Annotated in this window: 20 protein-coding genes, 1 tRNA gene and 1 riboswitch; of the genes, 15 read left to right on the top strand and 6 right to left on the bottom strand. The window is 71.0% G+C overall.

From position 1 onward, the window contains the following. Positions 1-120: 120 nt before the first annotated feature. From TNCT6_RS18435 to TNCT6_RS18485, 11 genes are all read left to right on the top strand, one after another. Positions 121-768, top strand: a complete 648-nt coding sequence (locus tag TNCT6_RS18435; RefSeq protein WP_141360402.1) for a SurA N-terminal domain-containing protein — start codon at positions 121-123, stop codon at positions 766-768. A gap of 111 nt (positions 769-879) precedes the next feature. Beyond that, the gene (locus tag TNCT6_RS18440; RefSeq protein WP_141360403.1) at positions 880-1,869 is read left to right on the top strand and encodes a nucleoside triphosphate pyrophosphohydrolase; all 990 of its coding nucleotides are present in this window, start codon (positions 880-882) and stop codon (positions 1,867-1,869) included. A gap of 125 nt (positions 1,870-1,994) precedes the next feature. After that, a complete protein-coding gene (locus TNCT6_RS18445; protein ID WP_141360404.1) occupies positions 1,995-3,248 on the top strand; it encodes a cytochrome P450 in 1,254 nt (417 codons plus the stop codon). A 223-nt stretch (positions 3,249-3,471) separates the two neighbouring features. Continuing rightward, complete coding sequence (locus TNCT6_RS18450) at positions 3,472-4,530, top strand: transglycosylase family protein (protein WP_141360405.1); 1,059 nt, start codon at positions 3,472-3,474, stop codon at positions 4,528-4,530. Between the two features lie 182 nt (positions 4,531-4,712). After that, a riboswitch (cyclic di-AMP (ydaO/yuaA leader) is annotated at positions 4,713-4,880 on the top strand. Positions 4,881-4,884: 4 nt separating this feature from the next. Further along, the gene (locus tag TNCT6_RS18455; protein ID WP_141360406.1) at positions 4,885-5,610 is read left to right on the top strand and encodes a transglycosylase family protein; all 726 of its coding nucleotides are present in this window, start codon (positions 4,885-4,887) and stop codon (positions 5,608-5,610) included. A gap of 248 nt (positions 5,611-5,858) precedes the next feature. After that, on the top strand, positions 5,859-7,145 hold the full coding sequence (gene eno / locus TNCT6_RS18460; protein ID WP_141360407.1) for a phosphopyruvate hydratase: 1,287 nt from the start codon (positions 5,859-5,861) through the stop codon (positions 7,143-7,145). 162 nt (positions 7,146-7,307) lie between these two features. Continuing rightward, a complete protein-coding gene (locus tag TNCT6_RS18465) occupies positions 7,308-7,784 on the top strand; it encodes a septum formation initiator family protein (protein WP_141360408.1) in 477 nt (158 codons plus the stop codon). 25 nt (positions 7,785-7,809) lie between these two features. Further along, the gene (locus tag TNCT6_RS18470) at positions 7,810-8,415 is read left to right on the top strand and encodes a DUF501 domain-containing protein (RefSeq protein ID WP_141360409.1); all 606 of its coding nucleotides are present in this window, start codon (positions 7,810-7,812) and stop codon (positions 8,413-8,415) included. Beyond that, positions 8,412-9,353: a Ppx/GppA phosphatase family protein gene (locus tag TNCT6_RS18475; RefSeq protein ID WP_141360410.1), complete on the top strand. Its 942-nt coding sequence runs from the start codon at positions 8,412-8,414 to the stop codon at positions 9,351-9,353. Before TNCT6_RS18470 ends, TNCT6_RS18475 begins: the two co-directional genes overlap by 4 nt. Positions 9,354-9,793: 440 nt before the next feature. After that, on the top strand, positions 9,794-11,176 hold the full coding sequence (locus TNCT6_RS18480) for an NAD(P)/FAD-dependent oxidoreductase (protein WP_141360411.1): 1,383 nt from the start codon (positions 9,794-9,796) through the stop codon (positions 11,174-11,176). A gap of 232 nt (positions 11,177-11,408) precedes the next feature. Next, positions 11,409-12,719, top strand: a complete 1,311-nt coding sequence (locus TNCT6_RS18485) for a cyclopropane-fatty-acyl-phospholipid synthase family protein (protein ID WP_141366571.1) — start codon at positions 11,409-11,411, stop codon at positions 12,717-12,719. A 60-nt stretch (positions 12,720-12,779) separates the two neighbouring features. Here the strand turns inward: TNCT6_RS18485 and TNCT6_RS18490 are convergent, their stop codons facing one another. Further along, on the bottom strand, positions 12,780-15,311 hold the full coding sequence (locus TNCT6_RS18490; protein WP_141360412.1) for an ABC transporter permease: 2,532 nt from the start codon (positions 15,309-15,311) through the stop codon (positions 12,780-12,782). A gap of 62 nt (positions 15,312-15,373) precedes the next feature. After that, positions 15,374-16,174 carry an ABC transporter ATP-binding protein gene (locus tag TNCT6_RS18495; RefSeq protein WP_141360413.1) on the bottom strand — a complete coding sequence of 267 codons (801 nt, stop codon included), beginning with the start codon at positions 16,172-16,174 and terminating at the stop codon, positions 15,374-15,376. A gap of 425 nt (positions 16,175-16,599) precedes the next feature. Here TNCT6_RS18495 and TNCT6_RS18505 point away from each other — a divergent pair. The 3 genes from TNCT6_RS18505 to TNCT6_RS18515 all read left to right on the top strand — a co-directional run bounded on the left by TNCT6_RS18505 (position 16,600) and on the right by TNCT6_RS18515 (position 19,305). Further along, a tRNA-Leu gene (locus TNCT6_RS18505) sits at positions 16,600-16,686 on the top strand. Between the two features lie 326 nt (positions 16,687-17,012). After that, positions 17,013-18,188, top strand: a complete 1,176-nt coding sequence (locus TNCT6_RS18510; RefSeq protein ID WP_141360414.1) for a 4-hydroxybenzoate 3-monooxygenase — start codon at positions 17,013-17,015, stop codon at positions 18,186-18,188. A 205-nt stretch (positions 18,189-18,393) separates the two neighbouring features. Beyond that, positions 18,394-19,305 carry a Bax inhibitor-1/YccA family protein gene (locus tag TNCT6_RS18515; RefSeq protein ID WP_141360415.1) on the top strand — a complete coding sequence of 304 codons (912 nt, stop codon included), beginning with the start codon at positions 18,394-18,396 and terminating at the stop codon, positions 19,303-19,305. Positions 19,306-19,425: 120 nt separating this feature from the next. Here TNCT6_RS18515 and TNCT6_RS18520 read toward each other — a convergent pair whose 3' ends face one another. Then, entirely contained in the window at positions 19,426-19,653 is a 228-nt protein-coding gene (locus TNCT6_RS18520; RefSeq protein ID WP_141360416.1) for a DUF4287 domain-containing protein, read from the bottom strand. Positions 19,654-19,751: 98 nt separating this feature from the next. Between TNCT6_RS18520 and TNCT6_RS18525 the strand changes: the two genes are divergently transcribed. After that, the gene (locus TNCT6_RS18525) at positions 19,752-20,063 is read left to right on the top strand and encodes a hypothetical protein (RefSeq protein WP_172632947.1); all 312 of its coding nucleotides are present in this window, start codon (positions 19,752-19,754) and stop codon (positions 20,061-20,063) included. Between the two features lie 84 nt (positions 20,064-20,147). Here TNCT6_RS18525 and TNCT6_RS18530 read toward each other — a convergent pair whose 3' ends face one another. The 3 genes from TNCT6_RS18530 to TNCT6_RS18540 all read right to left on the bottom strand — a co-directional run bounded on the left by TNCT6_RS18530 (position 20,148) and on the right by TNCT6_RS18540 (position 23,778). Further along, complete coding sequence (locus TNCT6_RS18530) at positions 20,148-20,960, bottom strand: hypothetical protein (RefSeq protein ID WP_172633219.1); 813 nt, start codon at positions 20,958-20,960, stop codon at positions 20,148-20,150. 318 nt (positions 20,961-21,278) lie between these two features. Beyond that, positions 21,279-22,499: an acetyl-CoA C-acetyltransferase gene (locus tag TNCT6_RS18535; RefSeq protein WP_141360418.1), complete on the bottom strand. Its 1,221-nt coding sequence runs from the start codon at positions 22,497-22,499 to the stop codon at positions 21,279-21,281. A gap of 220 nt (positions 22,500-22,719) precedes the next feature. Then, entirely contained in the window at positions 22,720-23,778 is a 1,059-nt protein-coding gene (locus tag TNCT6_RS18540; RefSeq protein WP_172633220.1) for an SGNH/GDSL hydrolase family protein, read from the bottom strand. Positions 23,779-23,830 lie beyond the last annotated feature (52 nt).

The raw sequence follows: 23,830 nt of genomic DNA on the forward strand, positions 1-23,830 counted from the left end.
GTGCCCGAAGTCGTGGTGAATCGTTGGTCGAATGGGTTGGCCAGAGCCCGGCCGCTGCCTACCATCGATCATCGCAAGACTTTGTGCACCGCCGCACAATCTCCACAACGGGAGGTTTCCTTGCACCGCCGCCGTCGCACTGCGCTCGTCCTGTCCGCCACGATCCTCGCGGCGGCACCCCTGCTCACCGCCTGTGGAAGCGACGCGCATCCGGGCGCTGCGGCCGTGGTCGGCGGCCAGCGGATCACCTTCGGGCAGTTGCAGAGCCGGGTCAGCGAGGTGCGCGAGGCGCAGCGGGCCGCGGTGGCCGACGAGGCGCAGTACCAGCAGGCCGTCGTCTCGACCGGCACGCTCGCCCGGGACACGCTGCACCAGATGGTGCTCGACCAGGTCCTGGACCGCGCCGCCCGCAACGCCGGCCTCAGCGTCAGCCGCGGCGAGGTCCAGCAGCTGCGTACCGGTCTCGAGCAGCAGGCGGGTGGCGCCAAGGCGCTCGAGGACACCTGGCTCCAGCGGTACGGGGTGCCCCCGCAGCGCCTCGACGACAACCTCCGCCTCCAGGTGAAGGCGCAGAAGCTCGCGGCGCATCTGCACACCGACGCCGGCCAGCCGGCGTTCTGGAAGGCGCTGTCCGAGGCATCCGCCGACCTCCACGTCGACCTCAACCCGCGCTACGGCACGTGGGACGTCGAGAAGAGCACCCTCGTGAACGCCAAGACGCCGTGGCTGCGGGACGTCTCGGCGGAGGACGCGAAGCAGTCGGCCTGACCGGACGCCGGACGGCCGGACCTGTGGACAACCGGACAACGGGCCGGGGGGACGGCCCCCGGCCTGTGGACAACCAGGGGTGACGTCGCGGGCGTGCGTTACGTTCGGACCGTGAACGCCACCAGCACGACCACCTCCGCAGCGGCCTCGGGCCGGATCGTCCTGCTCACCACCAGCCACCGGGTCGCCCCCGGGCTGCTGTCCTGGCCCGCCTGGCAGGTACTGCGCGCGGCCGACCGGGTGGTGTGCGCGGACGGCGCTCATCCGCAGCTGCCGTATCTGCGCGAGGCGGGCGTAGCCGTGGACGAGGCGGCACCGAGCGCCGAGGAACTGGTGGACGCGTGCGCCGGCGGCCGTACGGTCGTCGTCGTGGCCACCGGCGAGGGCGAACCCGCCCTGACCGACGGACTGGCCCGCCTGGCCGGCTCCGGCCGTGTGAACATGCCGGAGCTGGAGCTGCTGCCCGCCTCCTACGATCTGCCCGGCGCCCGCCTGCTCGACCTCGTCCAGGTCATGGACCGCATCCGCGCCGAGTGCCCCTGGTCGTCCCGGCAGACCCACAAGGGCCTGGCCAAGTACGGCATCGAGGAGGCGTACGAGCTGGTCGAGGCGATCGAGGACGGCGACCGCGAGGAGCTGCGCGAGGAACTGGGCGACGTCCTGCTCCAGGTGGTCTTCCACGCCCGTATCGCCGAGGAGGACCCCGAGGAGCCGTTCTCCATCGACGACGTGGCCGGCACCATCGTCGCCAAGCTGATCCACCGCCACCCGCACGTCTTCGGTGACGAGACCGCCACCACCCCGGAGGAGGTCAAGGCGCACTGGCTGCGCACCAAGGCCGAGGAGAAGCGGCGCACCTCCGTGACCGAGGGCGTCCCCCTCGGCCAGCCCGGCCTCGCCCTCGCCGCCAAGCTGGCCTCCCGGGTCCGCACGGCGGGCCTGGAGGTCCCCCTCCCGGCGAGGGAGGGCTTCGGATACGAGCTGCTGGCGCTGGCCGCCCGCGCCGAGGCGGAGGGCGTCGACCCGGAGGCGGCACTGCGCGCGGCGGCGCGCGCGTACCGGGACGCGATCGTGGAAACAGAGGGCACCCGAAGGCCCTGAGGGGCGCGGGCGGGGCGGCAGGGTGCCGGTGGCATCGCCGCCGGGGGCGGGGAGGGCCGTGGCGGTGGCGGCAGGGGCGGAAGCCCTTGCACCGGATCCCCGGTCACAGCACTAGGGTCAACCGTATGCACGACCAGCCACCCGCCCTGTTCACCTGGGAGTTCGCGAGCAACCCCTACCCGGCCTACGCCTGGCTGCGCGAGCACGCCCCCGTGCACAGGACCCGTCTGCCCAGCGGAGTGGAGGCCTGGTTGGTCACCCGGTACGCGGACGCCAGGCAGGCTCTGGCCGACCAGCGACTGTCCAAGAACCCGGCGCACCACGCCGAGTCCGCGCACGCCAAGGGCAAGACCGGCATCCCCGGCGAGCGCAAGGCCGAGCTGATGACCCACCTGCTGAACATCGACCCGCCGGACCACACCCGGCTGCGCCGGCTGGTCAGCAAGGCGTTCACCCCGCGCCGCGTCGCCGAGTTCGCCCCGCGTGTGCAGGAGCTGGCCGACGGACTCATCGACGGGTTCGCCGAGCGCGGCACGGCCGACCTCATCCACGAGTTCGCCTTCCCGCTGCCCATCTACGCCATCTGCGACCTGCTCGGCGTCCCCCGCGAGGACCAGGACGACTTCCGGGACTGGGCGGGCATGATGATCCGCCACGGCAAGGGCCCGCGCGGCGGGGTCGCCCGCTCCGTGAAGAAGATGCGCGGCTATCTCGCGGACCTCATCCACCGCAAGCGCGAGGCGCTCCCGGCCGAGCCCGTCCCCGGCGAGGACCTCATCTCCGCGCTCATCCGCGCCTCCGACCACGGCGAGCACCTCACCGAGAACGAGGCCGCCGCCATGGCCTTCATCCTTCTGTTCGCCGGTTTCGAGACCACCGTCAACCTCATCGGCAACGGCACCTACGCCCTGCTCACCCACCCCGAGCAGCGGGACCGGCTCCAGCGGTCCCTCGCCGAGGGGGACGGCGGCCTGCTGGAGACGGGAGTGGAGGAACTCCTGCGCTACGACGGGCCGGTGGAGCTGGCCACCTGGCGCTACGCCACCCGGCCGCTCACCATCGGCGGGCAGGACATCGCCGCCGGCGACCCGGTCCTCGTCGTCCTCGCCGCCGCCGACCGGGACCCGGAGCGGTTCGCCGGCCCCGACGTCCTCGATCTCGGGCGGCGTGACAATCAACACCTCGGCTACGGACACGGCATCCACTACTGCCTCGGCGCACCGCTCGCCCGCCTGGAGGGCCAGACCGCGCTGGCCACTCTCCTCACCCGGCTCCCGGACCTGCAACTGGGTGCGGATCCGGCCGAGTTGCGCTGGCGTGGCGGGCTCATCATGCGCGGACTGCGGACGCTGCCGGTGCGGTTCACACCCGGTCGGTAAGTCGCGGGGAAGCCGGACAAGGCAGGAAAAGGCGCCTGCCGCCGCACCACGCCTACCCACTGACGGACACGAAGGTGACACATGCTCAACAGTGTGATCTTCACGTGATCTGTGCGGCATGAACTTGTGACAAGCGATCGTCAGCCGATACTTTCACCCATCAGCGTGGCGCCGAGACTGCGGTCGCCACGCGGGTCACCGCTGTCGCACGAAAGGTCTCCGTATGCTCTCCGGGAACGGTCGTCACCGTCGGCCCCGTCAGGCTCCGGCCCTCCTCGTCGCAGCCGGAGTGACCGGATCCGCCATCGCCATCCCGCTGATCGGCGCCGGCGGCGCCAGCGCGGCCGACGGCAATGCGTGGGACAAGGTGGCCAAGTGCGAGAGTGGCGGCGCCTGGAGCGCCGACACCGGCAACGGCTACTACGGCGGCCTCCAGTTGACGCAGGACGACTGGGAGAAGTACGGCGGCCTCGACTACGCCTCGAGCGCCGACCAGGCCAGCCGGTCCCAGCAGATATCCGTGGCCGAGAAGCTGCTCGCCGACAAGGGTCCCGGTGCCTGGCCGACGTGCGGGTTGCTCTCCGGGCTCAGCAAGAAGTCCGGGGCGGCGAAGGTCGACACCGGCGTGGGTGATTCGTCCGGATCCTCCAACTCCTCCGGAAAGTCCCTCACGGACGACCTCGGTCTGTCCGACTCGTCGCAGGCATCGTCGGGCGATCCGTCCGGCTCGTCCGGTTCGTCCGGCTCGTCGGATGTCGACCCTGGTTCAACCGATCCCTCCGGCTCGTCGACCGCGCCCCCCGCCACGTCCTCCCCTTCGCCGTCCTCGCCCGCCAAGGAGGGCGAGCAGGCCGAGTCCGACGCGTCCTCCGATGCCGCGGCAGGCGGGTCGCAGTCGCCCGACGCCTCGCCCTCGGTCGCGCCGCAGCCGGGCTATACGGACAACTCGTGGCAGGTCGGCGGCACTTCGGCCCTGGTCGACACCGGCGCGCTCAGCGGTGGGCGGCACCGCGGCGGCAGTGCCGTCGAGGACCCGGCCGACAGTCACTCGGCCGCCTCCTCCGGCCGTCACGCCTCCCGCGGCGGCTCCGTGCGCGCCGTCGTCGCCGACTCCTACACCGTCCGCGCCGGCGACTCTCTCGAGTCCATCGCCGACTCCCTTGACCTTCCGGGCGGATGGGACGCGCTGTACGCGGCGAACAAGGGGGCGATCGGGTCCGACCCGAATCACATCTCTGCCGGTCAGACCCTGAATGTCCCTACCGAAACGCCCCAAAAGTAGGCGGAGTTCACGCCACGCTTCGCGCCGAATGTCCCATTCGGGGAAAGTGTGGGATGAGTCTCAGAAGCCCTGATCGTCTTTGGAATTCGGCGAAGCGCATGCCTACGGTCGTGACCGCTCGTCACCGCGAGCCCCGGCTGCCGCAACGCCGAATCCTGCCAGCGGCCGCACGGGAACAGTCGTCGCGTCAAGCGCCGTGGGCAGGAGCGGGGGACCCAAGGTAAGTGCCGCGCCGGGCAGTTGACCGGAGCGGCTAGGGGTGGAGCCGTGCCTCGTGTACGAGGCACGGCCGGGCAACTCAACCGGCCCGAACCCGACAGCTCACCTCGCAGGCGTCGGTGAGGGGATCCATCCATGCTGTTCTCCAGCAAGGGCAAGCATCGCCGTACGTCCAGGACCACCCGTGTCATCGCGCTCGCCGGTGTCGCCGGCGCCGCAGTCGCCGCCCCGCTGATGGCGGTCGGCGACGCCTCCGCCGCCACCGCCTCCGAGTGGGACGCGGTCGCCCAGTGCGAGTCCGGCGGCAACTGGTCCATCAACACCGGCAACGGCTTCTACGGCGGCCTCCAGTTCACCAACTCCACCTGGGCCGGGTACGGCGGCACCGCCTACGCGTCGCGCGCCGACCTGGCCTCCAAGTCGCAGCAGATAGCCGTCGCCGAGAAGGCCCTCGCGGGCCAGGGCAAGGGTGCCTGGCCGGTCTGCGGCAAGGGCCTGTCCGGCGCCGCCTACACCGGCGGCGCCCCCTCGTCCTCGTCGTCGGCCTCGTCTTCGGCGGCGGCCCCGTCCTCGTCGTCGAGCGGCAGCTCCGCCAAGAGCACCACCACCCGCTCGACCGAGCAGCAGGCCGCCAACCGCTCCGCGACGCGTCCCGCCCCGAGCAGGACCGTCACCACGCCCACCGGCGAGAAGGTCAAGAAGGGCGACGGCGAGTACAAGGTGGTCGCCGGCGACACCCTCAGCTCCATCGCCGCCCAGCACGGCGTCCAGGGCGGCTGGAAGAAGCTGTTCGAGCTGAACAAGAACATCGTCGACAACGCCGACCTCATCTACCCGGGCCAGCAGCTCCACCTGAAGTAAGGGCCCGTACCGCCCTTCATGGGCCCCCGCCCCGGCGTGTTCCCCCCTACGCGCCGGGGCGGGTTTTTTTCGTCTCCCGCACACCCGGCCGTTCCCGAACCTTCCCCCTCCCTTTGTTCCGAGCGGGAACAAAGGGTACCGTCACTCTGTCCACGAGGCGGTCGGTCGGCCGGTCGCCGCCCCGGGACGGTTAGGCTCTAGTCGCAAGGCTCACGCCCCGCACTTCCAGCGTCACATCCCAGAAGGAGATGCTCGTGCCGTCCATCGACGTCGTCGTAGCCCGGGAAATCCTGGACTCCCGAGGCAACCCCACGGTCGAGGTCGAGGTCGGCCTCGACGACGGCAGCACCGGTCGTGCCGCCGTCCCCTCCGGCGCCTCCACCGGTGCCTTCGAGGCCATCGAGCTCCGTGACGGCGACCCCAACCGCTACCAGGGCAAGGGCGTCGAGAAGGCCGTCCTCGCCGTGATCGAGCAGATCGGCCCGGAGCTCGTCGGCTACGACGCCACCGAGCAGCGTCTGATCGACCAGGCCATGTTCGACCTGGACGCCACTGACAACAAGGGCTCGCTGGGCGCCAACGCCATCCTCGGCGTCTCCCTCGCCGTCGCCCACGCCGCCTCCGAGGCCTCGGACCTCCCCCTCTTCCGCTACCTGGGCGGTCCGAACGCGCACCTGCTGCCGGTGCCGATGATGAACATCCTGAACGGCGGCTCACACGCCGACTCCAACGTGGACATCCAGGAGTTCATGATCGCCCCGATCGGCGCGGAGTCCTTCTCCGAGGCCCTGCGCTGGGGCACCGAGGTCTACCACACGCTGAAGAAGGTCCTGAAGGGCAAGGGCCTGTCCACCGGCCTCGGCGACGAGGGCGGCTTCGCCCCGAACCTCGGCTCCAACCGCGAGGCCCTCGACCTCATCCTCGAGGCGATCAAGGAAGCCGGCTACGCCCCCGGCGAGCAGATCGCCCTCGCGCTCGACGTCGCCGCCTCCGAGTTCTACAAGGACGGCAAGTACGTCTTCGAGGGCAAGGAGCGCTCGGCGGCGGAGATGACCGAGTACTACGAGGAGCTGGTGGCCGCCTACCCGCTCGTCTCCATCGAGGACCCGCTGTTCGAGGACGACTGGGCCGGCTGGAAGGTCATCACCGACAAGCTCGGCGACAAGGTCCAGCTCGTCGGCGACGACCTGTTCGTCACCAACCCCGAGCGCCTCGCCCGCGGCATCGAGGACGGCGCCGCCAACGCGCTGCTCGTGAAGGTGAACCAGATCGGTTCGCTCACCGAGACTCTGGACGCCGTCGAGCTGGCCCAGCGCAGCGGCTTCAAGTGCATGATGTCCCACCGCTCCGGCGAGACCGAGGACGTCACGATCGCCGACCTGGCCGTCGCCACCAACTGCGGCCAGATCAAGACCGGCGCCCCGGCCCGCTCCGAGCGCGTCGCCAAGTACAACCAGCTGCTGCGCATCGAGGAGATCCTCGACGACGCCGCGGTGTACGCCGGCCGCTCGGCCTTCCCGCGCTTCAAGGGCTGAGCCGCTTCGAAGGCCGAGCCGTTCCGGGGGCCGAGGCGCCCCGGAGGCTGAGCCGCGAAGCGTAAGGCTTCGCCAGTCGCACGTACGTCCCCGTACCCGGTCCCGTACCGTGTCCGGGGACGTACGCACGTGTGTGCACGGGCACGAACGGGAGGCGGGACGATGGCCGTCAAGGACCGGGACCGGTTCTCCACCACGACCAGGATCAGGCTGCTCGGTGAGCAGACGGCGGCCCGTGTCTACCGTTCGCAGACCCGCCGCCAGGCCCGCCGCTCCCGTCTCACCGGCCGCGCGGCGCTGCTCGTGCTGGTGCTCTGCTCGATGGTGGTCGCCCTGGCGTACCCGATGCGGCAGTACGTCACCCAGCGCGCCGACATCGCCGACCTGCAACGGCAGAAGCAGCAGGCCCAGCAGCGGGTGGAACAACTGCGCGACCTCAAGGCACGCTGGCAGGACGACGCCTACGCCGAGCAGCAGATCCGGCGGCGGCTGCACTACGTGAAGCCCGGGGAGACCGGCTACGTCGTGGTCGACCCGGGCCCGGCCGAGCGGTCCCGTGCCGAGCGGGGGACGGCCCGCCGCCCCTGGTACGCCAACGTCTGGGACGGGGTCGACAAGTCCGACGCCTCCGACCAGTGAACTGACAGAGAGACATACGCAAGGCATGGAAACCCCACCGCCGCCCACCGAGCGCACCGAACCCACCGAGGCGGACGTCGAGGCCTTCAAGCAACAGCTCGGGCGGCCGCCGCGCGGGCTGCGCGCGATCGCGCACCGCTGCCCCTGCGGTCAGCCCGACGTCGTGGAGACGGCCCCGCGGCTGCCCGACGGCACGCCCTTCCCCACGCTGTACTACCTGACGTGCCCGCGCGCGGCCTCGGCCATCGGCACGCTGGAGGCCGACGGCGTGATGAAGGAGATGACGGAGCGGCTGGCCACCGACCCGGAGCTGGCGGCCGCGTACCGGGCCGCGCACGAGGACTACGTCCGGCGCCGGGACGAGATCGAGGCGCTGACGGGCTTCCCCAGCGCGGGCGGCATGCCGGACCGGGTGAAGTGCCTGCACGTCCTGGTCGCCCACTCGCTGGCCGCCGGGCCGGGCGTGAACCCGCTCGGTGACGAGGCGATCGCGATGCTGCCCGAATGGTGGCGCAAGGGCCCGTGCGTGACGCCCGCGGCGCCGTCGTCTGGCGAGGGGCGGCAGGCCGGGGCCTCCGAGGACGGCGGATTCGCCGCCGGGCCCGTCGGGACCGAGGAGGACCGCGCATGACCCGGGTCGCCGCCGTCGACTGCGGTACGAACTCCATCCGTCTGCTGGTCGCGGACGCCGACCCGGCGACGGGTGAACTTCTCGAGCTGGACCGGCGCATGACCATCGTGCGGCTCGGCCAGGGCGTGGACCGCACCGGCCGGCTCGCCCCCGAGGCGCTGGAGCGGACCTTCGCGGCCTGCCGGGAGTACGCCGAGGCCATCAAGGAGCACGGCGCCGAGCGGCTGCGTTTCGTGGCCACCTCCGCCTCCCGGGACGCCGAGAACCGGGACGAGTTCGTGCGCGGGGTGATGGACATCCTCGGCGTCGAGCCCGAGGTGATCTCCGGTGACCAGGAGGCGGAGTTCTCCTTCACCGGTGCGACGAAGGAGCTGACGGGCCGTGCGGACCTCGCCCGGCCCTTCCTGGTGGTGGACATCGGCGGCGGTTCGACCGAGTTCGTCGTGGGCGACGACCACGTCCGCGCGGCGCGCTCGGTGGACGTGGGCTGCGTCCGCATGACGGAACGTCATCTGGTGCGGGACGGGGTGGTCACGGACCCGCCGACCGAGGAGCAGATCGCCGCCATACGGGCCGACATCGAGGCCGCGCTCGACCTCGCCGAGGAAACGGTCCCGCTACGCGAGGCGCACACCCTGGTGGGCCTGGCCGGCTCGGTGACGACGGTGTCGGCGATCGCGCAGGGGCTGCCCGCATACGAGTCGGCGGCCATCCACCACTCCCGCGTCTCCCGCGAGCGCGTCCGCGAGATCAGCGACCGCCTGCTGCACTCCACGCACGCCGAGCGCGCGGCGATCCCCTCCATGCACCCGGGCCGTGTCGACGTCATCGGCGCGGGCGCCCTGGTCCTGCTGGCGATCATGGAGCGCATCGGCGCGCGGGAGGTCGTCGCCAGCGAACACGACATCCTCGACGGAATCGCGTGGTCCGTGGCGTAGGCTCGCCCACCCTGGTTCTACTGGCCGGTAGCATCCGGTTGAGCAGTCCGGATACCGTGTGAGCGCACCCGGGGGGCCGCCGGGCACCCCTCGGTGACGCTCCGCCAGGAAAACTTCGTGAAGTTCTTCACAAGGAATTCGGCCCTGTCAAGGGCCGAAAGGGCCTCCGGCGGCCTTTTCGGGGTCTCAGCAGGCAGAAAACCGTGCTCGGGTGAGCGTCGGGAAGCGGTTCCGGAAGGGCCGCGGGGCCCCTTCGCGGGGGATCTTTTTCGGTCAGAGGAGCAGCTCACACGGCCTTGACAACGGTCCGAACCGGACGGCGGCCGCCTGTCGCCGCCAGGGCCTGGCGAGCAGGGGGCGCGGAGTTTAGCACAGGGCCTGCCCAACCTTGTGAAGGGGCGCACGAGCGACCCCCCTGAGGCAGGTGGATACTCGATGCCATGAGCACCACGGAGCGTCCCAGGATCCTCGTAGTAGGCGGTGGGTACGTAGGCCTGTACGCAGCTCGGCGCATCCTCAAGAAGATGCGCTACGGAGAGGCGACCGTCACGGTCGTCGACCCCCGTTCGTACATGACCTACCAGCCCTTCCTCCCCGAAGCCGCAGCCGGCAGCATCTCCCCCCGGCACGTCGTCGTCCCGCTGCGACGCGTGCTGCCCAAGGCGGAGGTCCTCACCGGCCGGGTCACCACCATCGACCAGGACCGGAAGGTCGCCACGATCGCCCCGCTGGTCGGCGAGGCGTACGAGTTGCCCTTCGACTACCTCGTCATCGCGATGGGCGCGGTCTCCCGCACCTTCCCGATCCCGGGCCTTGCCGAGCAGGGCATCGGCATGAAGGGCATCGAGGAGTCCATCGGCCTGCGCAACCACGTCCTGGAGCAGCTCGACAAGGCCGACTCCACCACGGACGAGGAGATCCGCCGCAAGGCGCTCACCTTCGTCTTCATCGGCGGTGGCTTCGCCGGCGCCGAGACCATCGGTGAGGTCGAGGACATGGCCCGGGACGCGGCCAAGTACTACAACAACGTGTCCCGCGAGGACATGCGCTTCGTCCTCGTCGACGCCGCCGACAAGATCCTCCCCGAGGTCGGCCCGAAGCTCGGCCAGTACGGCAAGGAGCACCTCGAGGGCCGCGGTGTGGAGGTCTACCTCTCCACCTCCATGGAGTCCTGCGTCGACGGCCACGTGGTGCTGAAGAACGGCCTCGAGGTCGACTCCAACACGATCGTGTGGACCGCGGGCGTCAAGCCCAACCCGGCACTGGCCCGCTTCGGCCTGCCGCTCGGCCCGCGCGGCCACGTGGACGCCCAGCCGACCCTCCAGGTGACCGGCACCGACTACATCTGGGCCGCCGGCGACAACGCCCAGGTTCCGGACCTCGTAGGCCGCAAGGCGGGCAACGAGAACGCCTGGTGCCCGCCGAACGCCCAGCACGCGCTGCGCCAGGCCAAGGTCCTCGGCGACAACGTGATCTCCCAGATGCGGGGCTTCCCGCAGAAGGACTACGAGCACGCCAACAAGGGCGCGGTCGCGGGTCTCGGCCTGCACAAGGGCGTCGCGATGATCGTCATGGGCAAGATGAAGATCAAGCTCAAGGGTCGCCTCGCCTGGTACATGCACCGTGGCTACCACGGCATGGCCATGCCGACCTGGAACCGCAAGATCCGCATCTTCGCCGACTGGACCCTCGGCATGTTCCTCAAGCGCGAGGTCGTCTCCCTCGGCGCCATGGAGAACCCCCGCGACGAGTTCTACGAGGCCGCCAAGCCCGCGCCGGTGCCCGCCGCGAGCAAGACCGAGGAGAAGGCCAAGGCCTCCTGACCTTCAGGCCCCAGGTCTTCGGGCCTCCCGGTCCGACGAACGAACCGAAGGACCTCCCGCCATCCGTGGTGCGGGAGGTCCTTCGGCGTTCCGCCCGGCGTGACTCAGAGCCGTTGCGGTGGAACGGTGGTGTTTGCCCAGTCGTAACTCCATTGCGGGACTGCGCCCGGCGCGTCCCGGTGTTTACGTGGTGGATGACATTCCGGCGTTCGTCGTCATGGAGGTGTGCACCATGCCCGATGCCGCGCTGCGGCTCACACGACTCCTCGAACAGCTGCTGGGGTCCCCGCTTCCCCTGCGCATTCGCGCCTGGGACGGTTCCGAAGCGGGGCCGCCGGACGCACCGATGCTCGTCGTACGCAATCGCCGGGCCCTGCGCCGGCTGCTGTTCAAGCCGGGTGAACTGGGCCTGGCTCGTGCCTGGGTGGCCGGCGACCTGACCGTCGAGGGCGACCTCTACGCCGCCCTGGAACTGCTCTCGGGCCTGATCTGGGAGCGGGACGAGGACGCCCGCGGCCTCACCGCGACGCTGCGGGACCCGCAGGCCCGCGCCGCCGTCCGCGGGCTGGTGAAGCTGGCCGGCCCGCCGCTGCCGCCCGCCCCGCCCCGCGAGGAGGTCCGCCGGCGCCACGGCCATCTGCACACCCGGCGCCGCGACAAGAGCGCCATCAGCCACCACTACGACGTCGGCAACGACTTCTACGAGCTCGTCCTCGGCCCCTCCATGGTGTACTCCTGCGCCTACTGGCCGGCTCCCGAACCCCTCGCCACCCTCGAACAGGCCCAGCACGACAAGCTCGAACTGATCTCGCGCAAGCTGGACCTGAAGCCCGGTCAGCGGCTTCTCGACGTCGGCTGCGGCTGGGGATCCATGGCCGTCCACGCGGCCCGCGAGCACGGCGTGGGCGTCGTCGGCGTCACCCTGTCCCGGGAACAGGCGGCGTACGCCCGCAAGCGCGTCGCCGACGAAGGGCTCACCGACCGGGTGGAGATCCGCGTCCAGGACTACCGGGACGTGCAGGACGGCCCCTACGACGCGATCTCCTCCATCGGCATGGCCGAACACGTCGGCGCCGTCCGCTACCTGGAGTACGCGCGTGAGCTGCACGCCCTGCTGAAGCCCGGCGGACGGCTGCTCAACCACCAGATCGGCCGCCGCCCGCAGCGCGACGAATCGTCGTACCGCGTGGACGACTTCATCGACGCCTACGTCTTCCCGGACGGTGAGCTGGCACCCGTCGGCACCACCGTCACCCAGCTGGAGCGGGCCGGCTTCGAGGTGCGTGACGTGGAGTCGATCCGCGAGCACTACGCGCTCACCCTGCGCCGCTGGGTGGCCAACCTGGAGGCGGACTGGGTCCGGGCCACGCGGCTGACCAGTCCCGGCCGCGCCCGCGTCTGGCGCCTGTACATGGCGGCCTCCGCGCTCGCCTTCGAACGCAACCGCATCGGCGTCAACCAGGTGCTGGCCGTGCGGACTCCCGGATCCGGTGACTCGGGGATGCCGCTGCGGGCCCGTACCTGGGGCGCGCCCGCCGCCTAGCGCACACGCCGAAGGGGCCCCTTCCGCCATGGAAGGGGCCCCTTCGGCACGGAGGCGTCGCTACTCGGACTTGATGGCCTGGAGCATGTTCAGCCGCGCCGCGCGCCGGGCCGGCCACAGGGCCGCCAGCACGCCGACCGCCGCCGCGAGCAGCAGGAAGACGACCAGCCGCGACCAGGGCAGGACCAGTTCGTACGTCGACAGGCTGGAGCCCAGCAGCTCACCGGCCGCCCAGCCGAAGAACACGCCGAGCCCGATGCCGAGGACGCCGCCGAACAGGGAGATCACCAGGGACTCCAGGCGGACCATCCGCTTGATGCCCTTGCGGTCCAGGCCGATCGCGCGGAGCATGCCGATCTCCTGGGAGCGCTCGAACACCGACATCGCCAGGGTGTTGATGACGCCGAGGACCGCGACGATCACCGCCATGGCGAGCAGGCCGTAGAGCAGGTTCAGCATCACGGTGAAGATCTGCGCGATGCCGTTGGAGATGTCCTTCTTGTCCTGGATCTTGATCGCCGGGTTGGAGCCGAGGGCCTCCACCAGCCGGTCCTTGACCGCGTCGGACGCCCCGTCGGAGGTCTTGACCATGACCTGCATGTCGTTCGGGCGGGGCTGGTGCGGCGTCAGGGTGGCGTTGTCCAGCATGATCCCGCGGATCATCTCGTTGCCCTCGTAGACCCCGGCGACGGTCAGGCGCTGCTTCCTGCCGTCCTCGAAGGCGGCGGTGAAGACCGAACCGGCCTTCCAGTCGTGCGACTTGGCGGTCTTGGCGTCCACGACGACCTTCGTGCCGCCGACCGTGAAGGAGCCGTCGTCGACGCGGAGGTCGGTCAGCTTGCCGATCGCCTCGCCGTTCACCCCGGTCAGGAACTCGGTGCGGCCGTCGATACGGGAGGGCGCGTTGCGCAGCGGGCTGGTGGCCGTCACGCCCTTGGTGGCGCGCAGCTTGCTGTCGACGTCCGGGGAGAGGAAGTTGCCGTTCGCCATCGACACCACGTAGTCGGCGCGGATCGCGGACGAGGCCATCTTGTCGATCGCGTGCTGGAGGCTGCCCGCCATCACGGTCATGCCGGTGATGAGGGTCAGGCCGATCATCAGCGCGGACGCGGTGGCCGCCGTACGGCGCGGGTTGCGCACCGAGTTCTGCCGGGCCAGCTTGCCGGAGACGCCGAAGGCGCGCAGGACGGGGGCCGCGGCGGCGATCAGCGGACGGGACAGCAGCGGGGTCAGGATGAACACGCCGATGATCAGCAGCACCGCGCCGATGCCCATGGGCGCCTGGGCGGAGTCGATGTCGTCCATCGTCGTGGCCACCAGGACCGTGGCGACACCGGCGGCCGCGAACAACGCGCCGATGGTGTTGCGCAGCACCAGCGACTTGGTGGTCGCCTGGGCGTGCAGGCTGCTCATCGCCGCCACCGGCGGGATCTTGGCGGCCCGGCGGCCGGGCAGCCAGGCGGCCAGCATGGTTACGAGGACACCGACGGCGAGGGCGGCGACGACCGTGCCGGGGGTGACGACCAGCGGCCCGTCGGGCACGGTGGCGCCCATCGAGCCCAGCAGGGACTTCAGCCCGGCGCCGATGCCGATGCCCGCGACCAGACCGGTCACGGCGGCCACCGTGCCCACCAGGAACGCCTCGATCAGCACGGACCGGGTGACCTGGCGGCGGGAGGCGCCGACCGCGCGGAGCAGGGCCAGTTCCTTGGTGCGCTGGGCGACCAGCATGGTGAAGGTGTTGGCGATGATGAACGTGCCGACGAACAGCGCGATGCCGGCGAAGACCAGCAGGCCCTGACGCAGTCCGCTCATCGAGTCCGAGATCATCCGCGCCTGGTCGTCGGCGAGCTGCTTGGCGGTGGTCGTCTCGGTCTTCCCCTTCGGCAGCACCCGGTCCAGCTGCGCCTTCAGCGCCGTCTGGCTGGTGCCCGCCTTCGCCCGCACGTCGATCTCGTCGTACGTGCCCGGCTTGCCGAACAGCTTCTGGGCGGTCGCCGTGTCGAACAGGGCGAGGCTGCCGCCGGCGGCGACGTTGCCGTCGTCGGTGGTGAAGACGCCGCTGACGGTGGGCGTCAGGACGGGGCCGTCGACGGAGACGCGGATGGTGTCGCCGACCTTGTACCCGGCGCGCCGGGCGGTCTCGGAGTCGATGAGGACCTGGCCCTCGCCGTGCGGGGCGGTGCCGGACTTCAGAGGGTAGCGGGGGTCGTCCGAGCCCCAGTAGTTCCCGCCCTGCGACTGGAAGCCGCCGCCGATCAGCTTGCCGTCCTTGTCGGCGATGGCGGTGAAGCCCTGCACGACGCCGATGGCGGAGCCGGCGCCGGGGACGCGGGCGCTCTCGTCCAGCAGCGACTGGGTCAGCTCGGGCCGCCGGCCGACCTGGTCGCCCTTGCTCTGCTGGAACTTGGCCCGCACGGCCACGTCGACATGGTCGAAGCCCTTGGCGGAACTCTTCTGGAACGCGTTCGAAATGGTGTTGGTGAAGACCAGGGTCCCCGACACGAAGGCGACGCCGAGCATCACGGCGAGCACGGTCATGAGGAGCCGGGCCTTGTGCGCGAGTACGTTGCGCAAGGCTGTGCGGAACATGGGTTCGTCTCAGTCCAGGGGGTACGAGTGGGTGGCGAGGGGGGCGGGAGGCGGGCGGGAAGTCAGCCGGCGCTGCTCTTGCCGTCGGACTCGGGGGTCCGGAGGTTCCCGCCGGGAAGACGCCGCATGAGGTCGAGGACCGCGTCCGCCGTGGGCTCGTACACCTCGTCCACGATCCGCCCGTCCGCGAGGAACACCACCCGGTCCGCGTACGCCGCGGCCACCGGGTCGTGGGTCACCATCACCACCGTCTGGCCCAGCTCGCGCACGGAGTTGCGCAGGAAGCCGAGCACCTCGGCCCCGGCGCGCGAGTCGAGGTTCCCGGTGGGCTCGTCACCGAAGATGATCTCCGGCTTGGCGGCCAGCGCCCGGGCGACGGCGACGCGCTGCTGCTGACCGCCGGACAGCTGGGAGGGCCGGTGGCCCAGCCGGTCGGCGAGCCCGACCATCGCGATCACGGAGTCGAGCCACTTCCGGTCCGGCTTGCGGCCGGCGATGTCCATCGGAAGGGTGATGTTCTCCAGGGCCGTGAGCGTCGGCAGCAGGTTGAACGCCTGGAAGATGAAGCCGATCTTGTCCCGGCGCAACTTGGTGAGCTGCTTGTCCTTCAGCGAACCCAGCTCGGTGTCGCCGATGCGCACCGAACCGGAGGAGAACGTGTCCAGGCCCGCCACGCAGTGCATCAGCGTGGACTTGCCGGACCCGGAGGGGCCCATGATCGCGGTGAACTCGGCCTGCCGGAAGTCGACGGAGACCCGGTCGAGGGCGACCACCTGGGTCTCGCCCTGTCCGTAGATCTTCGACAGATCCGTGGCACGCGCGGCCACGGCGGTGGTCGGGCCGGCGATGGAGGAGGTGGTCACGGGTGGGTGCTCCTGACGGGACGGTGTTCGGGGGACGTAGACCATCGTCGCTGCCGATCCGGCCCGTGCAGTCAGCCGCTGTTCCCGTTCCGGGGGCCGACTGGGGTCGGACCGGGACCCGGGCACGTCATACCTGGGGATGAGGGCCGTCCCTGATACCCGGGGAGGAGGCCGCCCCCGGGACGCGTCCTGCGGGCCGGATCGTCGAGAACAGGTGGAGCCCCCTGGTTCGGACGGTGAAATTCCGTCATTCCACGTGCGCGTCCGGCGCTCGCCCGCAAGGCTGTTGGCAAGTGCCGATGGCCACCCCCGAGCGCTGATGCTCCCTCAGTTACCAATAAAATAAGACAACATGAGTCCACCCGCCCGCCGTTCGGGGAAGGTGTCCCGATAGGGTCGGAGCCGCAGCGCGGAGCCCATGGCCTGCCCGGATGGTGGAAAGCAGACACGGCGAGCTTAAACCTCGCTGCCCCTTCGCGGGCGTGCCGGTTCAAGTCCGGCTCCGGGCACCACCGCGTCACGCGCGGTCCGGCCGACGGGCCGTGCCTCGCGGCAGGAGGGCGGGTCCGAGCAGGCCTCCCCGCATCCGGAGCCTGCGCGCCCTCGCGTCACCTCGCCCGCGTCAGCGCGCTTCTGTACGCGCGCCCCCCGTCGACGCGGGCACTCATCGACGCGAACCCCCATTGACGCGGACAACCATTGACATCGGATCGGTCCGGACGGAAACTCAGGGCACATCACAGTGAAAGAAATTTCACCAGGCGAACACTTGCCGTCCGTTCAGTCATCCGCCCCGTCATCCATCCAGGCGACGACGCCCATCCGAAGGGAACGACCGATGCGCACCACCGTCGGCATCATTGGAGCCGGACCGGCCGGCCTGCTCCTCGCCCGGCTGCTCCACAACGCCGGGATCGACTCGGTCGTCCTGGAGAGCCGCGACCGCGCCTACGTCGAGCACCGGCAGCGGGCCGGGATCCTGGAGCAGGGCACCGTGGACGTGCTGCGCGCGGCCGGGGCGGGGGAGCGGATGGACCGCGAGGGGCTGCGGCACGACGGGATCGAGCTGCGCTTCGACCGGCGCAGGCACCGCGTCGACTTCCCCGCGCTCACCGGTGGGCGGTCGGTGATGGTCTACGCCCAGACCGAGGTCTGCAAGGACCTCATCGCCCTGCAGCTCGACGAGGGCGGCCCGCTGCTGTTCGAGGCGGAGGCGCTGGCCGTGGAGGGGGCGGAGGGCGACCGCCCCTCCATCCGGTTCCGCCACCAGGGGCGCGAGGACGTCCTCGAGTGCGACTACGTCGTCGGGTGCGACGGCTTCTGGGGCGTGGCCCGCAAGGCCGTCCCCGCCTCGCTCTCCCGGGTGTTCGAGCGGACGTACCCCTTCGGCTGGCTCGGCATCCTCGCCGACGTGGCCCCCTCGCACGACGAGCTGGTCTACGCCCGCCACGACCGGGGGTTCGCCCTGCTGTCCATGCGCTCCCCGTCCGTCTCCCGCCTCTACCTCCAGGTGCCCGCGGACACCGACGCCGAGGCCTGGAGCGACGAGGAGATCTGGGACGAGCTCGAACGGCGGCTGGAGACCGACGACGACTGGGCCCTGCACCGCGGCCCGATCACCCAGAAGTCGGTGACCCCGATGCGCTCCTACGTCCACGAGCCCATGCGCCACGGCCACCTGTTCCTGGCCGGGGACGCCGCCCACATCGTGCCGCCGACCGGGGCCAAGGGGCTGAACCTCGCCGTCGGCGACGTCGTCACCTTCGCGCGGGCGCTCGTCCACGAGAAGGAGACGGGCTCCGCCGAACTCCTCGACGCCTACTCGGAGACCTGCCTGAGGCGCGTCTGGCAGGCCGAGCGCTTCAGCTACGACATGACGACGATGCTGCACCGGGACCCGGACGCCACCGCCTTCGAGGGACGGCTGCAACTGGCCCGGCTGGACCGGATCAGCTCCTGCCGGGCCGCCGAGACCGACCTCGCCGAGGGCTACACCGGGTTCCCGATCGGCTGACGGACACCCGGGTGGTCTCCGGCCGGTTCCGGACGTGTTCCGGGTCGGTCATGAACGGGGCCCTCCCTGGCCGGGAATCATGCGGCGACGTAGCGTGTTCCGCAGCATGGCGAGGGAAAGATCCTCCCGAGGTACTAGGGTCAGTCCTTTGCCTTTCCATTACTCTTGAGGCCAAGGCCGCGCCGTGCGGCCATGGAGGAGTGAGATGAGGAGCAGAAACCCGGTCTTCTCGCGACGGGGGTTCAGCCGCGACAACGGCTACGCGGGCTTCAACGCCGCGCCGCAGGCCGGGGGTCCCGCTGTCGGCACGCAGGGCAATCCGTACGCGCAGGGCAACCCGTACGCCCAGCCGAGCGGCAACCCCTACGCGCAGAACCCTTACGCTCAGCAAGACCTTCAGCAGGGCGCGCCGCCGCAGGCTCCGGCCACCACCGGCCGGATGACGATGGACGACGTCGTCCTGCGCACCGCGTCCACGCTCGGCACCCTGGTCGTGACGGCCGCGCTCGCCTGGGCGCTGCTGCCGGTCGACAGCGCCAACATCAACCGTTCCTACGGGATCGGTGTCGGCGCCATGGTGATCGGCATGGTCCTGGCCCTGGTGCAGTCGTTCAAGCGCAAGGCCTCACCCGCGCTGATCCTGACCTACGCCGCGGTCGAGGGCGTGTTCCTCGGCGTCGTCTCCAACATCGTCGACACCCACGTCGCCAGTGGCGCCGCCATGCAGGCCGTGATCGGCACGATGGCCGTCTTCGTCGGCGTCCTGCTGGCGTACAAGGCGGGCTGGATCCGCGTCACCCGCCGGTTCTACGGCTTCGTGATGGCGGCGGCGCTCGGCTTCGTGCTCCTCATGGCGGTCAACCTGCTGTTCGCGGTGTTCGGCGGCGGTGACGGCCTCGGCTTCCGCAGCGGCCCGCTCGGCATCCTCTTCGGTGTCATCGGCATCATCCTCGGCGCCTGCTTCCTGGCGCTGGACTTCAAGCAGGTCGAGGACGGCATCGCCTACGGCGCGCCGCGCGAGGAGGCCTGGCTCGCGGCCTTCGGCCTCACGCTGACGCTGGTGTGGATCTACATGGAGTTCCTGCGTCTCATCGCGATCCTCAACCAGAGCGACTAGTCCACAGCGCCTCTCGCGCCGGACGAACGCGACGAACGAGGAAGGGCCCCGGGGAGACCCGGGGCCCTTCCTCGTTCCGGCGCCGTGTCCGTCCGGCGGCACCGGCGCCGCGCTGCACGCTTAGAGCAGCTTGCGCGCGGCCCTCCTCAGGTCGTACTCGTGGATGAGCGCCTTGGCGTGGCCGTACGCGAGGTCGTGCTCGTGGCGGAGCCAGCTGACCTTCTCCTCGAAGCGGAGCGCGGGGCCTTCTTCGACGGTGCGCAGCCAGTCGGAGATATCACGACCGGTGCAGTGGGGGATGCGGGCGAGCAGATTGCGATGGGTCTCTTCGGAGAAGACTTGGGACATCGGCGCCTCCGGACGCATTCGAAGCCGGTCCTTCACGTCACCGTGCCTGAGGGTTCGCGTATTGGCAACAGTCGTGCCGCGACGCGTAGTCTCGCGGCGTGGTTGACACGACATCTCTGACCCGGGCAGTGGATCACTTCGCCGACCGCCTCAGGGCGGCGCCGCAGAGCCGGCTGCAACGGGCGGGCGCAGCGGAGGCGCTGGCGCTGGCCAGGGAGTTCGCCCGGCGGGCCCAGCTCGCCGAGTGCCCCGGGTGCGAGCCGCGGGAGATGCCCGACGCGGGGATGTTCGCGGCGGCGGACCAGATCACGGTCGCCGGACATGACCTGGCGCTCGTACTGAAGAGCGACGACGAGGTCGAGGAGGCCGTACGTCTGGTGCAGGAGGCCCTGAAGCGGGCCGGGGTCTGAGTCGCGGACCTCGTCCGGGGCGTGCGGGGCCGAGGCGGACGGGGCGGACGGGGCGCTGACGCGAGTAGGAGCCGGCGGCCCCCGCTACAGCGACGCGATGACCCGGTCCGCCAGGATGTACACCTGCTCGGCACCGCAGGTGAAGGTGAGCGTGTAGGCGCCGGAGACGCCCGAACCGCCGAGCAGCACCGGGGACTCGCCCGCGCGCAGGGCGTCGGCCAGGCGTTCCGCGGTCTCGCGGTGTCCCGGGGTCATGCACAGCGTCGTACCGTCGGCGAAGACGTAGACGTCGAGAGTGCCCAGCGGGCCCGGGCGGACGTCGGCGAGTTCCACGCGGGACTCGGCCAGGTCCTCCAGCGTGGCGAGCGTCTGTTCGTGGTCGCCCCCGACGGGCGACGAGTGCGGGGTGAAGTCCGGGTGCGAGGGGTGCCGGCGGCGGGCCGCGGCCAGCTCCGGGGACTCGCCGGACGTACCGCCCTGGACGCAGTCCTTGCCGGAGAGCTCGTCGGCCTCCGGGGCGGGCTCGGCCACCGGCTCCAGGTGCTCGAGGCCGGTGAAGTCGGACTGCCGGGGCAGGAACAGCTCGCTGTCGGGGAGCCCGAGCAGGGAGGGCGCGTCGGCGGCGTCGCGGGCCTCCTGGGCGGCCCAGAAGGCGCGTGCCTCGGCCAGCTCCCGCTCCCGCTCCTCGGAGAGCGCCTGCACCACGGCGGCACGTATCTGCTCCGCGTCCGCGTGGCTGCGGGCTGCGGGAACCAGGGCGCGCGCGGTGGCGGCGTGGTTCTCCGCGAGCTGCGTGTGCAGGGCCGCGACCTGGCGGCGCAGCACCCACAAGGCGCGCAGGACGGCGACGCCCACGGCGCCGGTGGCGGCCGTGGTGAGCAGCAAGGCGATCGGCATGGCGCTCACTGACGTACTCCCGGGTTCAAGGTCGACCCCCGACTTCCTACATCAGCTTGAAGGGCGGACTATCCAAGTGTCAGTGCGTAATGTCACGAAACGGACAGAATTATGGTCCGATGCGGCCCCGGGGCCCTCTGGGGTAAAGCGCTGACCTGCGTAAACCTCTGCGCCGAGGGAGATAGGTCACATCCTGAGGGAGATTGGATCACAAAATGGCCCGGAACCAAGGGGTTTCTTGGATTCCGGGCCATTCAGTCACAGTGGGTGGTAAAGCGGCCACTGACGGTCTCTCGGCCGTCATGGTGACGCGGTGCGTCAGCTGAGGCGTTCGATGACCATCGCCATGCCCTGGCCGCCGCCCACGCACATCGTCTCCAGGCCGAACTGCTTGTCGTGGAACTGGAGGGAGTTGACGAGTGTGCCCGTGATGCGTGCGCCGGTCATGCCGAAGGGGTGGCCCACCGCGATCGCGCCGCCGTTGACGTTCAGCCTGTCCAGGTCGATGCCGAGGTCGCGGTAGGAGGGGATCACCTGGGCGGCGAAGGCCTCGTTGATCTCGACCAGGTCGATGTCGCCGATGGTCAGTCCGGCCCGCTCCAGGGCCTGCCGGGACGCCTCGACCGGACCCAGGCCCATGATCTCCGGGGACAGGGCGGAGACACCGGTGGAGACGATCCGGGCGAGCGGGGTGAGGCTCAGCTCGCGGGCCTTGGTGTCGGACATGATGACGACCGCGGCGGCGCCGTCGTTGAGCGGGCAGCAGTTGCCGGCGGTGACCAGGCCGTCCGGGCGGAAGACGGGCTTGAGGCCGGCCACGCCCTCCATGGTCACGCCGGGGCGCGGGCCGTCGTCCTTGCCGATCACGGTGCCGTCGGGCAGCGTCACCGGGGTGATCTCCCGCTCCCAGAAGCCGTTCTTTATGGCCTCCTCGGCGAGGTTCTGCGAACGCACGCCGAACTCGTCCATGTCCTGGCGGGTGACGCCCTTGAGGCGGGCCAGGTTCTCCGCGGTCTGGCCCATCGCGATGTAGGCGTCCGGGACCAGACCGTCCTCACGCGGGTCGTGCCAGGTCGAGCCGCCTTGCTCGGCCCTGGCCGCGGTACGGGCCTCCGCCTCGGCGAACAGCGGGTTGTGTGTGTCCGGCAGGCTGTCGGAGTTGCCCTTGGTGAACCGGGAGACCATCTCGACGCCGGCCGAGACGAACACGTCGCCCTCGCCGGCCCTGATCGCGTGCAGGGCCATCCGGGAGGTCTGGAGCGACGAGGAGCAGTAGCGGGTGATGGTGCAGCCGGGCAGGTGGTCCATCCCCATCTGCACGGCGACGATCCGGCCGAGGTTGTTGCCCTGCTCGCCGCCGGGCAGGCCGCAGCCGAGCATCAGGTCGTCGATGTCCCGGGGGTCCAGCTCGGGGATCTTCGCGAGCGCCGCCTGGATGATCGTGGCGGTGAGGTCGTCGGGGCGCAGGTCCTTGAGGGAGCCCTTGAAGGCGCGGCCGATGGGGGAGCGGGCAGTCGAGACGATGACGGCTTCGGGCATCACGACTCCATGTCGATAGGGCGGCGCGCAACGCTCGTGGAGGGCGATGGCCGGGCGACCGGGCGGCCGCGTGGTCGATGACGGGCGGGCTGCTTGGAAGTTACCCGTACGTACGGCCGGGGTCACTCCAACCGGGGTGTGACCCTGACCGCAATTTTCTAAGCGCTTGCTTTCCCTGTGCGCTTCCCCCGCGCGGCCGGGTTTCGCTCTCGGGCCGCCCTCAGACTCCCCCCAGCTCCTCGAACTGAGGGGCGTCGTCGGACGGGCCGGAAGAGGCCGGCTCGGGCTCCGGGACCCGGCGCCGCCGACGCCGCTTGAGCAGGGCCCACGGTCCGCGCGGACCGGTCGGCAGCGCCGCCGTGACCTCCGTGCCCGCCTGCGACGCGGCCTCGGCCGCCGCACGGGCCACCGGCAGGAAGCCCTCGCTCCGGGACACGTCCGGACGCTCCTCCTCGGCCGGCCACAGGCCCAGCGCCGCGCACACCGTCGGCAGCACCGCCATCGCCGCTGTCGCGTACCCCTCCGCGGAGGGGTGGTAGTTGTCCGGACCGAACAGCTCCCGCGGGTTCGCCGCGAACTCCGGCCCCAGCAGGTCGCCCAGCGACACGGTCCGGCCCCCCTGCTCCACCGCCCCGATCGTCTGCGCCGCCGCAAGCTGGCGCGAGGCCCGCCGGGCCAGCCACCGCAGGGGCTGCTGGACCGGCTCGATCGTGCCGAAGTCCGGGCAGGTGCCCACGACGACCTCGGCGCCCGCCGTGCGCAGCCTCCGCACCGCCGCCGACAGATGGCGCACCGAGCGCGTCGGCGGCATCCGGTGGGTCACGTCGTTCGCCCCGACCATGATCACGCAGATGTCCGGCATGCGCTCCGGGTCGCCCAGCACCAGCGCCACCTGGCGGTCCAGGTCGTCCGACCGGGCACCGGGCTGCGCCACGTTGCGCATCCGCACCGGACGTTCCGCCACCGCCGCCAGGCCCGACGCCAGCAGCGCGCCCGGCGTCTGCCCGGCCCTGTGCACGCCCTGTCCCGCGGCCGTGGAGTCGCCGAGCATCACCAGGCTCAGCGGCGGCTCGCCGGGAGTGTCGTAGGCACGGCCGTACAGTCCGTCCGCGACCGGCACGTGGTTGTCCGTGCCGTTGCCCACGTGACGCTTGGCCATCTGCACCTCGGCCAGCACCAGACCGACGGCCGCGGCACCGACCAGACCGAGTCCGCCGCCGCCGTACGCGGCGCCGGCCGCGATCCGCCGGGCCACTCTCGCCCTCGACATGTTCGTCATGCCCGCCGACACCTCCTCGTAGCCGTACATCCACTCCTTGCCCCGTACGGAC

It is taken from the genome of Streptomyces sp. 6-11-2, assembly GCF_006540305.1.
In the GTDB taxonomy this organism is placed as follows: Bacteria; Actinomycetota; Actinomycetes; order Streptomycetales; family Streptomycetaceae; genus Streptomyces.

What these genes read in the sequence shown, in the direction of transcription:
- TNCT6_RS18535 (WP_141360418.1), bottom strand. Translation starts at nt 22,499, where the DNA reads ATGCCCGAAGCCGTCATCGTCTCGACTGCCCGCTCCCCCATCGGCCGC.
- TNCT6_RS18450 (WP_141360405.1), top strand. Translation starts at nt 3,472, where the DNA reads ATGCTCTCCGGGAACGGTCGTCACCGTCGGCCCCGTCAGGCTCCGGCC.
- TNCT6_RS18510 (WP_141360414.1), top strand. Translation starts at nt 17,013, where the DNA reads ATGCGCACCACCGTCGGCATCATTGGAGCCGGACCGGCCGGCCTGCTC.
- TNCT6_RS18515 (WP_141360415.1), top strand. Translation starts at nt 18,394, where the DNA reads ATGAGGAGCAGAAACCCGGTCTTCTCGCGACGGGGGTTCAGCCGCGAC.
- TNCT6_RS18490 (WP_141360412.1), bottom strand. Translation starts at nt 15,311, where the DNA reads ATGTTCCGCACAGCCTTGCGCAACGTACTCGCGCACAAGGCCCGGCTC.
- TNCT6_RS18530 (WP_172633219.1), bottom strand. Translation starts at nt 20,960, where the DNA reads ATGCCGATCGCCTTGCTGCTCACCACGGCCGCCACCGGCGCCGTGGGC.
- TNCT6_RS18470 (WP_141360409.1), top strand. Translation starts at nt 7,810, where the DNA reads ATGGAAACCCCACCGCCGCCCACCGAGCGCACCGAACCCACCGAGGCG.
- TNCT6_RS18455 (WP_141360406.1), top strand. Translation starts at nt 4,885, where the DNA reads ATGCTGTTCTCCAGCAAGGGCAAGCATCGCCGTACGTCCAGGACCACC.
- eno (WP_141360407.1), top strand. Translation starts at nt 5,859, where the DNA reads ATGCTCGTGCCGTCCATCGACGTCGTCGTAGCCCGGGAAATCCTGGAC.
- TNCT6_RS18485 (WP_141366571.1), top strand. Translation starts at nt 11,409, where the DNA reads ATGCCCGATGCCGCGCTGCGGCTCACACGACTCCTCGAACAGCTGCTG.
- TNCT6_RS18520 (WP_141360416.1), bottom strand. Translation starts at nt 19,653, where the DNA reads ATGTCCCAAGTCTTCTCCGAAGAGACCCATCGCAATCTGCTCGCCCGC.
- TNCT6_RS18480 (WP_141360411.1), top strand. Translation starts at nt 9,794, where the DNA reads ATGAGCACCACGGAGCGTCCCAGGATCCTCGTAGTAGGCGGTGGGTAC.
- TNCT6_RS18475 (WP_141360410.1), top strand. Translation starts at nt 8,412, where the DNA reads ATGACCCGGGTCGCCGCCGTCGACTGCGGTACGAACTCCATCCGTCTG.
- TNCT6_RS18540 (WP_172633220.1), bottom strand. Translation starts at nt 23,778, where the DNA reads ATGACGAACATGTCGAGGGCGAGAGTGGCCCGGCGGATCGCGGCCGGC.
- TNCT6_RS18445 (WP_141360404.1), top strand. Translation starts at nt 1,995, where the DNA reads ATGCACGACCAGCCACCCGCCCTGTTCACCTGGGAGTTCGCGAGCAAC.
- TNCT6_RS18465 (WP_141360408.1), top strand. Translation starts at nt 7,308, where the DNA reads ATGGCCGTCAAGGACCGGGACCGGTTCTCCACCACGACCAGGATCAGG.